At 59.6% G+C, this 13,675-nt stretch carries 17 protein-coding genes; 8 read left to right on the forward strand and 9 right to left on the reverse strand.

Annotated features, from left to right (window positions below):
• Positions 1–2 precede the first annotated feature (2 nt).
• The 3 genes from C4J89_RS17220 to C4J89_RS17230 are packed head-to-tail and all read right to left on the reverse strand — an operon-like array spanning position 3 to position 3,547.
• Positions 3–980 carry an ABC transporter permease gene (locus tag C4J89_RS17220; protein WP_003174987.1) on the reverse strand — a complete coding sequence of 326 codons (978 nt, stop codon included), beginning with the start codon at positions 978–980 and terminating at the stop codon, positions 3–5.
• Entirely contained in the window at positions 977–2,530 is a 1,554-nt protein-coding gene (locus tag C4J89_RS17225) for a sugar ABC transporter ATP-binding protein (protein WP_124415122.1), read from the reverse strand. The genes C4J89_RS17220 and C4J89_RS17225 overlap by 4 nt, the downstream gene beginning before the upstream one ends.
• A gap of 57 nt (positions 2,531–2,587) precedes the next feature.
• Positions 2,588–3,547: a sugar ABC transporter substrate-binding protein gene (locus C4J89_RS17230; RefSeq protein ID WP_124415123.1), complete on the reverse strand. Its 960-nt coding sequence runs from the start codon at positions 3,545–3,547 to the stop codon at positions 2,588–2,590.
• 450 nt (positions 3,548–3,997) lie between these two features.
• On the opposite strand from C4J89_RS17230, the gene C4J89_RS17235 reads away from it, so the two are divergent.
• The 3 genes from C4J89_RS17235 to C4J89_RS17245 all read left to right on the forward strand — a co-directional run bounded on the left by C4J89_RS17235 (position 3,998) and on the right by C4J89_RS17245 (position 6,197).
• Positions 3,998–5,086 (forward strand): asparaginase, encoded by a 1,089-nt coding sequence (locus C4J89_RS17235; protein ID WP_124415124.1) that lies wholly within the window; start codon positions 3,998–4,000, stop codon positions 5,084–5,086.
• 165 nt (positions 5,087–5,251) lie between these two features.
• A complete protein-coding gene (locus tag C4J89_RS17240) occupies positions 5,252–5,503 on the forward strand; it encodes a DUF1654 domain-containing protein (RefSeq protein ID WP_124404699.1) in 252 nt (83 codons plus the stop codon).
• 4 nt (positions 5,504–5,507) lie between these two features.
• Positions 5,508–6,197: an endonuclease gene (locus C4J89_RS17245; RefSeq protein ID WP_124371242.1), complete on the forward strand. Its 690-nt coding sequence runs from the start codon at positions 5,508–5,510 to the stop codon at positions 6,195–6,197.
• A gap of 26 nt (positions 6,198–6,223) precedes the next feature.
• Here the strand turns inward: C4J89_RS17245 and C4J89_RS17250 are convergent, their stop codons facing one another.
• Positions 6,224–6,589, reverse strand: coding sequence for an SPOR domain-containing protein (locus C4J89_RS17250; protein ID WP_124408649.1), 366 nt, complete (start codon positions 6,587–6,589; stop codon positions 6,224–6,226).
• A 260-nt stretch (positions 6,590–6,849) separates the two neighbouring features.
• On the opposite strand from C4J89_RS17250, the gene csrA reads away from it, so the two are divergent.
• Together csrA and C4J89_RS17260 are read left to right on the forward strand one after the other, a co-directional pair.
• Positions 6,850–7,044, forward strand: coding sequence for a carbon storage regulator CsrA (gene csrA, locus C4J89_RS17255; protein ID WP_003192511.1), 195 nt, complete (start codon positions 6,850–6,852; stop codon positions 7,042–7,044).
• Between the two features lie 203 nt (positions 7,045–7,247).
• Positions 7,248–7,511: a hypothetical protein gene (locus C4J89_RS17260; RefSeq protein ID WP_124415125.1), complete on the forward strand. Its 264-nt coding sequence runs from the start codon at positions 7,248–7,250 to the stop codon at positions 7,509–7,511.
• On the opposite strand, the gene C4J89_RS17265 is transcribed toward C4J89_RS17260, so the two are convergent.
• On the reverse strand, positions 7,493–8,188 hold the full coding sequence (locus C4J89_RS17265; RefSeq protein ID WP_124416043.1) for an HAD family hydrolase: 696 nt from the start codon (positions 8,186–8,188) through the stop codon (positions 7,493–7,495). The two genes, C4J89_RS17260 and C4J89_RS17265, sit on opposite strands and share 19 nt — an antisense overlap.
• A 201-nt stretch (positions 8,189–8,389) precedes the next feature.
• Between C4J89_RS17265 and C4J89_RS17270 the strand changes: the two genes are divergently transcribed.
• Genes C4J89_RS17270 through C4J89_RS17280 form a run of 3 tightly spaced genes read left to right on the forward strand, consistent with a single transcriptional unit; the run spans position 8,390 to position 10,761 of the window.
• On the forward strand, positions 8,390–8,650 hold the full coding sequence (locus C4J89_RS17270; RefSeq protein ID WP_124415126.1) for a DUF2790 domain-containing protein: 261 nt from the start codon (positions 8,390–8,392) through the stop codon (positions 8,648–8,650).
• A 42-nt stretch (positions 8,651–8,692) separates the two neighbouring features.
• Positions 8,693–9,364 (forward strand): heavy metal response regulator transcription factor, encoded by a 672-nt coding sequence (locus C4J89_RS17275; RefSeq protein WP_124367657.1) that lies wholly within the window; start codon positions 8,693–8,695, stop codon positions 9,362–9,364.
• Complete coding sequence (locus tag C4J89_RS17280; protein WP_124415127.1) at positions 9,361–10,761, forward strand: heavy metal sensor histidine kinase; 1,401 nt, start codon at positions 9,361–9,363, stop codon at positions 10,759–10,761. Before C4J89_RS17275 ends, C4J89_RS17280 begins: the two co-directional genes overlap by 4 nt.
• Positions 10,762–10,773: 12 nt before the next feature.
• Here C4J89_RS17280 and C4J89_RS17285 read toward each other — a convergent pair whose 3' ends face one another.
• The 4 genes from C4J89_RS17285 to C4J89_RS17300 all read right to left on the reverse strand — a co-directional run bounded on the left by C4J89_RS17285 (position 10,774) and on the right by C4J89_RS17300 (position 13,585).
• Positions 10,774–11,220 (reverse strand): anti-virulence regulator CigR family protein, encoded by a 447-nt coding sequence (locus C4J89_RS17285; protein WP_124415128.1) that lies wholly within the window; start codon positions 11,218–11,220, stop codon positions 10,774–10,776.
• Positions 11,221–11,284: 64 nt separating this feature from the next.
• Positions 11,285–11,914, reverse strand: a complete 630-nt coding sequence (pcp, locus tag C4J89_RS17290; protein ID WP_124415129.1) for a pyroglutamyl-peptidase I — start codon at positions 11,912–11,914, stop codon at positions 11,285–11,287.
• A 7-nt stretch (positions 11,915–11,921) separates the two neighbouring features.
• A complete protein-coding gene (locus C4J89_RS17295) occupies positions 11,922–12,872 on the reverse strand; it encodes a DUF979 domain-containing protein (RefSeq protein ID WP_124415130.1) in 951 nt (316 codons plus the stop codon).
• Positions 12,869–13,585 carry a DUF969 domain-containing protein gene (locus C4J89_RS17300; protein WP_124415131.1) on the reverse strand — a complete coding sequence of 239 codons (717 nt, stop codon included), beginning with the start codon at positions 13,583–13,585 and terminating at the stop codon, positions 12,869–12,871. The genes C4J89_RS17295 and C4J89_RS17300 overlap by 4 nt, the downstream gene beginning before the upstream one ends.
• Positions 13,586–13,675 lie beyond the last annotated feature (90 nt).

Raw genomic sequence — 13,675 nt, forward strand, 5'->3', positions numbered from 1 at the left:
GTTCAGCCCCGCCGACTGGCGCGCTGGCTGCGGTAAGTATCAAGGACCACGGCGATCACGATCACCGCACCGGTAATGATGCGCTTGGTCGGTTCTGTCGCGCCGATCTGCGCCAGGCCCGCAGCCAATACCGAAATAATCAGCACACCAAAAAAGGTACTGATGACCGAACCGCGCCCGCCCATCAGGCTGGTACCGCCGATCACCACAGCAGCGATCACTTGCAGTTCCAGGCCCGAGCCGGCATTCGGATCCGCCGCTTCCAGGCGCGAGATCTGGAACAGCGCGGCCACGCCGGCCAGCAGGCCCATCAGGCTGAACACCAGGATCTTGTAGGGCTTGGGGTTGATACCGGCCAGGCGCACCGCTTCTTCGTTGGTACCGATACCGATCAGGTAGCGACCAAACACGGTGCGGGTCAGCACCAACTGAGCGGCGATGATCACCAGCAACGCAATGATGAACGACGGCGAGATCCCGAACGCAATCGGGTTGGACAGCCAGGCAAACGAGTCACCGATATAAGCGGTGCGTGAGCCGGTCATCTGGTAGGCCACGCCCCGGGCCATCTCCAGCACGCCGAGGGACACGATAAAGGAAGGGATCCGCCAGGCCACGGTGATGGAGCCGGTGAGTGTGCCGGCCAATGCGGCGCAGCCCATGCCCAGCACGGCGGCCGGCAATACGCTCCAGCCCCAGCTCAGAATCGCCACGCTGACCGCCGACGCCGCCAAGGCCAGTACCGAGCCCACCGACAGGTCGATGCCACCGATGATCAGGATGAAGGTCATGCCCACCGCCAGTACCATCAGGTCTGGAATCTGGTTGGCCAGGGTGCTGAATGTGTCGTAGGACAGGAAGTGATCGCTGAGCACCGAGAACAGCGCAATCATTGCCAGCAACGCACCTGCCAGCCCCAGGTAGGTACCCAGGCCGTAGAAGTTGCCGCCAGTCTTACCGGGGGAAGTGGTTGTTTTCATGGGGTATTCCTAGGCGCTGCATCGTTGAGCAGCGCATCACGTTTCTGATAGCCGGCAAAAGCGGCGGCGAGCAATTCGTCCTGGGTCCAACTGTCGCGCTCGAAAGTCTCGATCAGGCGCCCGGCGGACAATACGCCGATGCGGTCACAGATCAGCATCAGCTCGCGCAGGTCACTGGAGACCACGACCAGCGCTTTGCCCTGGCGCGTCAACTCGCCGAGCAAGGCATAAATGTCGAACTTGGCACCGACGTCGATGCCTCGGGTGGGCTCATCGAACAGCATCACCGAACAATTACGCTCCAGCCAGCGGCCAATCACCACCTTCTGCTGGTTACCGCCCGACAGTTCGGAAACCAACTGCGCCGGGCTGGAACTGCGGATACGCATGGCGTCGATCTGGCGCTTGGCCAGGGCGGTTTCATCGCGCCTGTTCACCATCCCGCCAGCGGAGATTTCTGGCATGTTGCCCAGAGCGATGTTGGCGCTGATCGACTGGGTCAGCAGCAGGCCTTCACCCTTGCGGTCTTCGGTGATCAGGGCAATGCCATGACCGACCGCATCGACCGGGGAGCGAATGCTCACCACATTGGCATGCGGCCCCAGCGCCACGGTGCCGCTGTCGGCCGGGTCGGCGCCGAAAATCAGGCGCAGCAACTCGGTACGACCGGCGCCGATCAGGCCGGAAATACCGTAGATTTCACCGGCGCGCACCTGGAACGACACGTCACGGACCTTGTCCGAGCGCGTCAGGCCTGTGACCGTCAGGGCCGGTCCGCCGATGGTGCGCGGGCCCAGGTCGATATGCTCGCCCAACTCGCGCCCCACCATCAGCGTCACCAATTGTTCGCTGTTGTAATTGACCATCGGCTCGACACACACCAGCTTGCCATCGCGCAATACCGCAATGCGCTGGGCCACACGGGCCAACTCTTCCAGCCGGTGCGAAATATAAATGATCGCCACGCCTCGGGCCTGCAGGCGAGTGATTTGTTCGAACAGCATCTCGACTTCACGGGCAGTGAGCATCGCCGTAGGTTCGTCGAGAATCAGTACGTGGCAGTCGCCGATCAGGTTGCGGGCAATCTCGACCATTTGTTGATGGCCAATGCCCAGGCTGCCCACCAGCGTGTCCGGGTCGATGGCGTCCAGGCCAACCTGGGCCATGGCTTCGGTCGCGGCTTTGCGCAGCTGTTTGCGGCTGATCCAGCCACCACGGCTGGGCAGGTTATGCAGGAACAGGTTTTCAGCCACCGTCAGCGTTGGCAGCAGGTTGAGTTCCTGCATGACCATGCGCACACCCAGCGCTTCGGCCTGGGTGCGGCTGGCGGGGTGATAGGCCTGGCCATTGAACTGCATGTTCCCGGTGGTTGGCGTGACCAATCCGCCGATGATCTTCGACAAGGTGCTTTTGCCTGCGCCGTTTTCACCGGTCAACGCCAGCACTTCACCGCGATTGAGCGTGAGCGTGATGTCGGACAGAACCGGTTGGGCATAGGTCTTACCGATACCGCTGACCGAGAGGACAGCGTTCGGGGCGGAAGATGACATAGGAAAATCTCCAGGCGCCCGCTCAGGACGAGCGGGCGCTGTTGGCTACTGCCGGGATTACTTCTTGAGGACGAGTTCGACCGGGGTTTCGATCACGCCGTCGATGGAGTCGACCTTCTCGCCCTTGACCAGCTTGAGTGCATTCTGGATGCCGAACACGGCTTGCTGGGCAGCGGCCTGGTCGGCGGTTGCGAGCACGCGACCGTCCTGCAGCATCGGCTTGATGGCTTCGATGTTGTCATAGCCCACCACCAGCACTTTACCGGCCTTGCCTGCCGCACGGACGGCGGAGACCGCGCCCAGGGCCATGTTGTCGTTACCGGCCAGCAGTGCCTTGAGGTCCGGGTATTCGCTCAGCATCGCCGATGCGACTTTCTGGCCCTGGTCGATTTCCCAGTTACCGGATTGGGTGGAGACGATCTTCATGCCGGCGGCATCCATCGCATCCTTGAAACCTGCGGTGCGCTGCTGGGCGTTGGTGGTGGTCGGTACACCTTCGATGATACCGACCTTGTCACCCGCGGCCAGTTGCTTGGCCAGGTAGTCACCGACCAGCTTGGAGCCTTTGCGGTTGTCCGGGCCGACGAAGGGAATGTCGAGTTTTTTGCTTTTCAGCACGTCCGGGTCCAGACGGTTGTCGATGTTGACCACCTTGATGCCGGCATCCGAGGCTTTCTTCAGTACGGTGACCAGCGCTTTGGAGTCGGCGGGTGCAATGACAATGGCGTTGACCTTGGCCAGAATCATCTGATTGACGATATCGATCTGCGCGCTGGTGTCGGTTTCGTTCTTGATGCCGTTGGTGATCATGTCAAAGTCAGCGGCGTGGGATTGCTGGTAATCCTTGGCGCCCTCTTGCATGGTCACGAAAAATTCGTTGGCAAGGGACTTCATCACCAGGCCAACCTTGGGTTTGGCGGCGGCGTCGTCAGCGAAAGCAGAAGAGAGAGGCAGGGCAGCGGATGCGGCGGCAAGCACAGCGACAGCGAGAAGACGTCCTGCAAATGGCAGCTTCATGGGTGTACTCCGATCTTATGATTATTGTGAGCAACGCTCGCGTCGAAGAAACATCTCGCAAACGTTTGCGTTATCAGAACTATGAGAACCTTGTCGAGATTTGTCAACGGCAGTCATTCACCTTTCATCCTGAACACACCCTGCCCTTTCCCCGTTGGTTGAAACGGCAGGCGCAACGACGATCTCATACATAACCTGCGCCAACCCGACCCGGCTTTCGGACAACCGAACAGCGAAGCGCCTTCCGTTCGGAAAGCCGGACGGCGTCGCATCAGCTCAGACTGAAAACTCCAATTAAATTGTTTTAAATCAATAGCTTATTTTATCGATCCGAGCATGATTGGCTTGGTACAAATCCTGCTCTTTCTCAGCACCTCGAGGCGTTCAGAGTCGCCCGGGTGTTCTGGATGAACCTGCTACCGCACTCATCAAAAACCAGAGAGAAAAATAATGAAATCTGCATTGAAGACCTTTGTTCCTGGGGCGCTGGCCCTCCTGCTGCTGTTCCCGGTTGCCGCTCAGGCAAAAGAAGTCGACACCAAGACCAAGCTTTCCAACGTGGTGATCCTCGCCACTGGCGGCACCATTGCAGGGGCTGGCGCCAGTGCGGCCAACAGCGCCACTTACCAGGCCGCCAAAGTCGGCATCGAACAATTGATCGCGGGTGTTCCTGAGCTTAGCCAGATCGCCAATGTACGCGGCGAACAAGTGATGCAAATTGCTTCGGAAAGCATCAACAACGACAACCTGCTGCAACTGGGTCGCCGCGTCGCCGAATTGGCCGACGACAAGGATGTGGATGGCATCGTGATCACCCACGGCACCGACACCCTTGAAGAAACCGCCTACTTCCTCAACCTGGTTGAAAAAACCGACAAGCCTATCGTGGTGGTCGGTTCCATGCGCCCTGGTACCGCCATGTCGGCAGACGGCATGCTCAACCTGTACAACGCCGTTGCCGTCGCAGGCAGCAAGGACGCCCGGGGCAAAGGCGTGCTGGTGACCATGAACGACGAGATCCAGTCGGGTCGCGACGTGAGCAAGATGATCAATATCAAGACCGAGGCTTTCAAGAGCCCATGGGGTCCGCTGGGCATGGTCGTTGAAGGCAGATCCTACTGGTTCCGCCTGCCGGCCAAGCGTCACACCATGGATTCGGAATTCGACATCAAGACCATCAAGAGCCTGCCCGACGTCGAAATTGCCTACGGCTACGGCAACGTGAGCGACACTGCCTACAAGGCCCTGGCCCAAGCGGGCGCCAAGGCGATCATCCATGCCGGCACCGGCAATGGTTCGGTCTCGTCCAAGGTCGTTCCCGCGCTGGTGGAATTGCGCAAGCAAGGCGTGCAGATCATCCGCTCTTCCCACGTCAATGCCGGCGGCATGGTGCTGCGTAACGCCGAGCAACCAGACGACAAATACGACTGGGTCGCCGCCCTTGACCTGAACCCGCAGAAAGCGCGCATCCTGGCGATGGTCGCCCTGACCAAGACCCAGGACAGTAAAGAGCTGCAACGGATGTTTTGGGAGTATTGATTCCAGGCTTTATCTGTAGGAGCGAGTTCGCTCCTACAGTTCCTCGCAAAAAATCCCAGCAAATTTCCAAATTCGCTGTCAGACGGAGTTCTTTGAATTTAAGCAGTTGCGAAATTACCTACAGTTAAATACTGTATGTGCGTACAGCTTACTAAGGAATACTCCGTGGCAAAGCCCTCCTCCGCAGCACCCGCACCGCCAGATGCCTACCAGCGCCTGGCTATTCGCGTCCAAAAAATCATCAACTCGACCAACGCGCAGAAGGCCAAGGCGGCGCTGATCTTCCGCCTGCCGGATGAGCCCGAAGACGAATGGGCGCGCTTGCTTGAAGAGATTGCGGAAAACGACAACGTCACCCTCGCCTACAGGGATGACGGCGGCGTGCAGATTTTCTGGGTTGTGCCGAAGGAAGATTGATTGAATGAGTGTCCGTTTTTTTGCTGTGTGCTGCCTGTTGTTTGCTGTCACCGCCAACGCCCAAGCCCCCCGAACCTTCAGTGAAGCGAAAAAAATCGCCTGGAAGCTCTACGCTCCGCAGTCCACCGAGTTCTATTGCGGCTGCAAATACACCGGTAACCGCATAGACCTGAAAGCCTGTGGCTACATCCCGCGCAAGAACGCCAACCGCGCTGCACGCATCGAGTGGGAACACATCGTGCCCGCCTGGCAGATCGGCCATCAGCGCCAGTGCTGGCAAAATGGCGGGCGTAAAAACTGCACGCGCCATGACGACGTATTCAAGCGCGCCGAAGCGGACCTGCACAACCTGGTGCCGAGCATCGGCGAGGTGAATGGCGACCGCAACAACTTCAGCTTCGGCTGGCTGCCGGTGCAAAGCGGGCAATACGGTTCATGCCTGACGCAAGTAGACTTCAAGGCCAAGAAGGTCATGCCGCGTCCGTCCATCCGTGGAATGATCGCGCGCACCTATTTTTATATGAGCAAGCAATACGGCCTGCGCCTGTCGAAACAGGATCGCCAGCTGTATGAAGCCTGGAACAAGACCTACCCGGTGCAAGCCTGGGAGCGCCAGCGCAACCAGACGGTGGGCTGTGTGATGGGCCGTGGCAATGAGTTCGTCGGCCCGGTGAACCTGAAGGCCTGTGGCTGAAGGTGGGCGCACACCCACCCGGCTCGTTACTGGGTGGCCTTGTGTTCGATGACCTCTGACACGGTGTCGTTTTTCTTGGCCCGCGCCATCTTTTCGTTGAGCAGGGTCTGCTTGGCCTCAGCCTCGGCCTTGCTCGCAAACGGGCCCAGCAGTACCTGATCCTTGCCGTCGACCTTGACGATATAAAAATTGAAACCATGCTCAAGCAACCAGGCGGTCAAGTCCGTGATCGCCTGCAGCTTGTGATCCGGCGGGCCCACCCATACATCCCATTCTTGAGCGGCAATCGCACCGGTTTGTGGCTGGCTTTGGGTCACGACAGGCTTGGCCTTGGGCGCATCGACAGGTTTACCTTCGCCGCATCCGGCCAACGCCAACACCGCAATTGCCATCGCTACTTTACGCACTGCCCTGCTCCTTTGAAGATAAAGAGGCGACTTTACCATTCACTGTCTATTCTGGCCGTCATAAACATTGGCTTAAACAATGCGAATGATGTATCGCGACCTGTATGATGCCGCCATGGGAATTAATGTCGCCTCTATGCGTCCTAAAAGAGGCAGTCACAGGGAAGCGCTTCGCAGTAAGCTACGCACATCCGACACCTGCCCTGTCTGAACATGTGTCCTTAAAAGTAATCAAGGAGAAGTCCATGCTTATACTCACCCGCAAAGTTGGTGAAAGCATAAACATCGGTGATGACATTACGATCACCATCCTGGGCGTTAGCGGCCAGCAAGTACGAATCGGCATCAACGCCCCCAAGGATGTTGCCGTGCACCGCGAGGAAATTTATCAGCGCATCCAGGCCGGCCTCACTGCGCCGGACAAAAACCAGACGCCTTGAAGCACCTCCAGTAGCCAGCCTTTTGCTTCACCGTAACGGCTGGCGAAAACCTGATTGACCCGTTCTTTTTCTACCCGAGCTGTGCGCCTCGTACATCGGCCTGCGCTGCAAGATGAAACTGCCATGCTCCCCGGAACTTGTTGCATCATTTGCAGCCAAATCCCACGTCATCCTGCGGTCCAAGTGCATTCAGGAGCACGTCGATGAGGCCAACCGTTACGCAGCCCATGGTTTCCCTTTCCTGGACGATCGCCTTACTGATAGGGCTGGTCTTTCTGGCGCTCGGGTATGGCCTCCGATTGGAAGTCGAGGCGACGGTCGACACCGCAGACCACTCTTGGCTGGACCTCGCCTTACTCTTGTGTGCCTACCTGTTTGCGTTCTGTCTCAAGCCGCTTCAGAAGACTATTTTGCGTAAGCTGTGCCAGCGCGAGGCGCATCGCGCCCATCAAAAAACCACACGCTGACTGTCTATCTTTTCTCGCAGCGTCAGCAGGCCATCCGCTTCTCGCACCACTTGCAACCCCTCATATCCTCCGATACAGGCATGTTCAGTCGCCATAGGCGCCAGGTGCGTCGAGGTCACTACCATCACGTCCGCTCCCGCCGCTTCTGCTGCTCGAATACCTACCGTCGCATCCTCGAACACCAGGCAATCCTGCACCGGCACGCCCAGGCGCTGAGCGCCAAGCACGTAACACGCAGGATCCGGCTTGCCGCTGGCGACATCTTCGGCCGTCACCATTACCGCCGGCATGGCAATACCAGCCGCTTGCATTCGGCGCAACGCCAGTGCCTTGGGCGCAGACGTGACCAGTGCCCACTGATCGGCCGGCAAGCGGTTCAGGAACGCGACCGCACCGGCAAGCGCCACGACACCCTCGACGTCGTTCAATTCAGCCTCGGTAATCCACGCCGCCTCCGCCTCGGGATCCACACCCGGCAACGCCTGGCGCGTGATCGTATCAATCGCGCGAGCGCCATGAATGGTCGTCAGGAAAGCCTGCACATCCAGCCCATGGCGTTCAGCCCAGCGGCTCCATACACGCTCGGCAGCGGCGATGGAGTTGAGCAGGGTGCCGTCCATATCGAACAGGAAGGCACGGTAACGCTGACTGAATACGGCTGGATTTCGACTGGACACTACGCGGCTTCTCCATGGGTTCAAGCAATGATCGACCCATGCAATCTACGGTTCACCTCGGCACTTGTAAACGCTGCGAGGCGCCAGCGTTAAACCTTGAATGACGAACTTGTCATCATCCTGTTGGTTAGCTGTTCGGGTCGCCTGGTTACTGTGAACTCACTGCCAACCCCGGCAGCCACTTTAAACAGAGATCTCGCCATGAAACGCTTTGCCCTCGCCTTTGCTGCGTTGCTCGCCACCGGCTCGGTATTCGCTGCCGACACCGCTTCAACCGCGCCCGTGATCCATGATCAGACCGGCTTCTTCGTCCACCTGGATGTCGCCAAGATTTTGTCCAGTACCGACTCCTACGGCCAATGCGGTATCGTCCCGGCACAACTGCGCTACCTGGACCACCAGGACCGTGAGCATGTGCTGGACTACCGCGTGCAGGGCACAGGTTGCGCCAGTGACAATTGATCAGGCTAAACTTGCGCAACCCATCGAACCAGGGCTTTTCCCATGAACATCCTCGTAGTCGAAGACGAACCCAAGGCCGGTAATTACCTGCTCAATGGCCTGCAGGAGCTGGGCTACAGCGTGAGCCTGGCCCGCGATGGCGTGGATGGTTTGCACCAGGCCCTGGAAACGCCGTTCGACGTGATCGTGCTCGACGTGATGATGCCGAAGATGGATGGGTGGGAAGTGCTGCGCCGCTTGCGCAAGGAAGCCGACACGCCGGTACTGTTTCTCACCGCCCGCGATGACATCGCCGACCGCATCAAAGGCCTGGAGCTGGGCGCCGACGACTACCTGATCAAGCCCTTCTCCTTCGCCGAGCTGGTCGCACGCCTGCGAACCCTGACCCGACGCGGCCCGACGCGAGAAGAAGAACACCTGCACATCGCCGACCTGCAAATCGACGTGCTCAAGCGCCGCGTCACCCGCGCCGGCACGCGCATCACCCTGACCAATAAAGAGTTCGCCCTGCTGCACCTGTTCGCCACCCACCAGGACCAGGTGCTGTCGCGCTCGTTGATTGCCTCGCGGGTATGGGACATGAATTTTGACAGTGACACCAATGTGGTCGACGTGGCCGTGCGGCGCCTGCGCTTGAAAATCGACGACCCATTCCAACTCAAGTTGATCCACAGCGTGCGTGGCATCGGCTACCGCTTCGATACCCAGCCATGAGCCGCGCTCGCCATTATTCGCTGACCCTGCGCCTGGCACTGATATTCGCCTTGCTCGCCTTTGCCCTGCTGGCCACCCTGGGCGTGGCCCTGTACCGCGAGCTGGAGCGCGAACTGGTGCGCCGCGACGACACCGCGCTGATATCCCGAGTGGATCAACTGCGCAACCTGCTCAACGACAGCAATACCCTGGGCCTGATCCAGACAAAGCCCGAGTTGTTCCAGAACATGCTGGGCAACCGCGAATCCGTATTGAGTATCGGCGCCCCCGGCCAACAACCGTTGCTGTTGGTGAACCCGGCGAATATCGAGCTGCCGTCGATCAAACCGGTGCCCAAGGATCACGTACTGGCGCTGAGCGATGTGCAGCATCTGCCGGGGCTTAACGGCATTCCTTTTTCAACCGTGGCCGCGACCATCGACTCCGGCGATCTGGGCAGCCTGCAAGTCACCAGCGGCCGCCTGATGACCGAGCGCACCGCCGTACTCGCCAGCTATCGGTTGAGCGTTTATATCCTGGCGAGCATCGCTGCGATAGTCCTCGCGTTGGCCGGTTACCTGCTGGTGCATCGCGGCTTGCTGCCCTTGCGCCGCCTCGCCCGCCACGCGCAAGGGATCGGCGTCGGCAACCTGGCCGAGCGCCTCGACGGCCAGGGCGCACCCAAAGAATTGCTGCCAATGATCGAGTCGTTCAACACCATGCTTGAACGCTTGTCCAAGGGCTTTGTGCAGTTGGGCCAGGTCTCCACCGACATGGCGCATGAACTGCGCACGCCAATCAATAATCTGCTCGGCGAAACCCAGGTTGCCCTGCAACAGCAGCGCAGTATCGAAAGCTATCAGCAGCTATTGGCCTCCAATGTCGAAGAACTCGAACGCCTGGCGCGAATGCTCGACAATATGCTGTTTCTGGCGCGCACCGACCCTGCCAGCGCATTGCGTCAACGCCAGGCGCTGGACGCTGCGGATGAAGTGGAACGCATCGCGGATTATTTCGAAGGGCTGGCCGCTGACGCGGGCATGCACATCGTGGTCGAGGGCGAAGGCGTGATCTGGGCAGAGCCGATGCTCCTGCGGCGCGCCTTGGCCAACCTGTGCGCCAACGCCATCAAGTATGGCTCGCCGGGCTCGGCGCTGCGCATCCAGGCCATTGCAAATGACGAGGGCGTCAACCTGAGAGTCAGTAACCAAGGTGAAACCATTCCCGCCGAGCACCTACCGCGGTTGTTCGAACGGTTTTATCGGGTGGATGAATCCCGCGAACGGTCCTCCCAGTCCAATGGGCTGGGGCTGTCGATCGTGGCAACCATCATGCAATTGCACAACGGGCAGTATGGCGTCAGCAGTGAAGACGGCGTGACGCGGTTCGAGCTGTTTTTTCCCGCACGGGAAGCGTGAGGCACCGCGCGGTCAATCAAAAGCCCCGTTGAGCACTTCGTAGATGATACCGGTGGCGATGGCTACCAGAATCAAGTCAGTGCCGGCTTGCTGCCATTCATACCCGTCGTAGTGAGGCAGGCGCCCCGCCAGGCGACCATCGAGTTTCTTGGCGATACCGGGCGGCAGCGGCTTGCCGCGCGCCAGATTTTTCTGAATACCCGGAGGCAACGCAGGCCCAGGGCTCCAGTAATCGCGGTTACCGCCCACTAGGCTCAGCACACTGCCCCGATCAACGCTAGGGCCGTGATTACCCGCCGAACCTTTGCCACCAGGTTTGCCGTGGCCCTGCCCCGCCTGGTTATTCCCTTTGTTATTGCCCTGGCCTTTGCCATTGCCGGGATCAGCCAAGGCAATACTGCTGCCTGCAAACAATGCGAGCGACAACACTACGGACACACACTTCGGGCACTTGATCATGATGTAGTTTTTCCAGGGGGATACCTGATCAACTGTAGTCGAGGTTATGCCACCGAGCACGGCATCAGCTCACCCGCCCGCCTGTTTCCACAATATCCACCTGAGTCTGCCAGGCCGCCGCGACCGCCAGACGCAAGCCTTCCACCAACATCGGCAGCGCCATCGACGGCTGACCCGACTCAGGCAAGCCCGGCACATGGATAAAGCCACTGCGGACCTCAGAACCCGCCAGCGCATGCTGCAATCGATAAAACACCTGATTACACACGAACGTGCCCGCCGTCTGCGAAACCGAGGCAGCAATACCCGCGTCCCGCACCGCCCTGACCATGCGCTTGATCGGCAATGTCGAGAAGTAAGCGGCCGGGCCACCCTCTACCACCGCCGTATCAATCGGCTGGGCGCCCAGGTTATCCGGGATGCGTGCGTCATTGACATTGATCGCGACCCGCTCGATCGAAATGTCACTGCGCCCAGGGCCCAACCCCGTGGCGATGACCATGACTGGATGTAATTCGTCGATCAACGCCATCAAGGTTTCGGCAGCAGTGGCAAAGGCACAGGGCAACCGGCGCGCGACGATCCGCACGTCATCGCTCAGTTGCATTCCCTCCAGCTGGCGCACCGCTTCCCAGGATGGGTTGACGTCGTCGTGATCGAAAGGCTCGAAGCCTGTCAGCAATAGGGTATTCATCCTGGCCTCACATCAACAGATAAAGCAGCACAATATTGACCACCAGCATCATCAATGCGGTGGGCAATTGGGCCTTGATCACCGCGTTCTTGTCTGGCAGCTCAAGCAGCGCGGCCGGCACGATATTGAAGTTGGCCGCCATCGGCGTCATCAGCGTACCGCAGTAGCCGGAGAACATGCCGATCGCCGCCATTACCGCCGGGTTGCCGCCGTAGATACCCACCAGCACCGGCACGCCGACGCCACCGGTCATCACCGGAAAAGCGGCAAAGCCGTTACCCATGATCACGGTAAACAAGGCCATGCCCAGCACATACACCATGACCGCCACCAACTTGAAATCCAGGTTGATGTAAGTGGTAGTGACATGAGCAACCGCCGTGCCTACCCCGGCTTCATTGAACAACAGCCCGAGCATCGCCAGCATCTGCGGCAGCACCATGGCCCAGCCGAGCGCTTCGGTCAGGCGACGCGATTCGCGCAAGGCTTGCACCGGCGTATCGCGGGTCAGCCAACAGGCCAGGCCCAGGGCGATCAGGCAGCCGATGCCGAGCGAGACGAAGGTGGTGTTCTTCGGATCAAGTAGCGGTACACCGCCAATTTCGGTGTGCTTGAGCAATACCGAGCCAATCACCGTGGTCAGCGGAATCGCCAGCGCCGGGATAAACAGCTTGTGACCCAGGCGACCGGCACTGGCACGCGAAGCCTTGACGTGCAATTCGGCGTGCTGGCCGCGACCAACGCCGCCCAGGCCCGCAATCAACGCCATCACCACAACGCCGACACCGATGGCTACCGAGGGCAGGCGCTCCCCCACCAGAAACGGAATGGCAAACAGCAGCCAGAACAGCGCGCTGGACCAACGCTTGGGATGGGTGCGATCCAGCACGATCATGCCGGCGGTGATCAGCAACAGCACGCCGGCCAGCCAGTACAGGTATTGAATGGAAATAATCATTGCGCGGCCTCCACCGACGGGGCGGCGGCGGTCATCTCACGGGTCAACCTGCGATCGAACCGATGCAGACGGATGGCGTGAATGATAAAGGCACAGATCGCCGTCGGGATGCCCCACACCGCAATATGCAGCGGATCTACATCAATCCCCGAGCCGAGCAGGAAGGTGTGCATCAAGGCGATCGCACCAAAGGCGACGAAGATGTCCTCGCCAAAAAACAACCCCACGTTGTCGGTGGCGGCGCACATGGCCAAAACCTTGTGGCGCAGCTTGTCCGGCAGCTTGCCATAGCGTTTTTCCGCCGCACCTTCGGCCATCGGTGCCAGCAATGGCCGTACCATCTGCGGATGCCCGCCCAGGCTGGTCAGCCCCATGGCCGCGGTAGACTCACGAACAAACAGATAGATGATCAGCAAACGCCCGACCGTCGCGCGCTCGAAGCGGGCGATCCAGTTCTGCGCATGCAGACGCAGGCCATGACGCTCCAACAGGCCAATCACCGCCAGCGGTAATAACAGGATCAATTGCAACGCACGGGTTTGAAGGAAGCCATCACCCATGGTTGCGAGAATTTTTTCCAGCGGGAAATGAGCGGCGAGCCCGGTAGCGATAGCGGCGGCGGTAACCACCAGCAACGGATTGAAGCGCAATACAAAGCCGACCACGATGACAAGTACGCCGATCAACGGCCATAAGTTCACAACAGTTTGCATGGCGGAGAGGTCCTTTAGTGCGCGCTGCGGCGCCATTACAGCAGGATGTGAGCAAAGGGCTCACAGCATGAAAGTGGCGTGCAGTCGGCT

It is taken from the genome of Pseudomonas sp. R4-35-07, from assembly GCF_003852235.1.
GTDB lineage: Bacteria > Pseudomonadota > Gammaproteobacteria > Pseudomonadales > Pseudomonadaceae > Aquipseudomonas.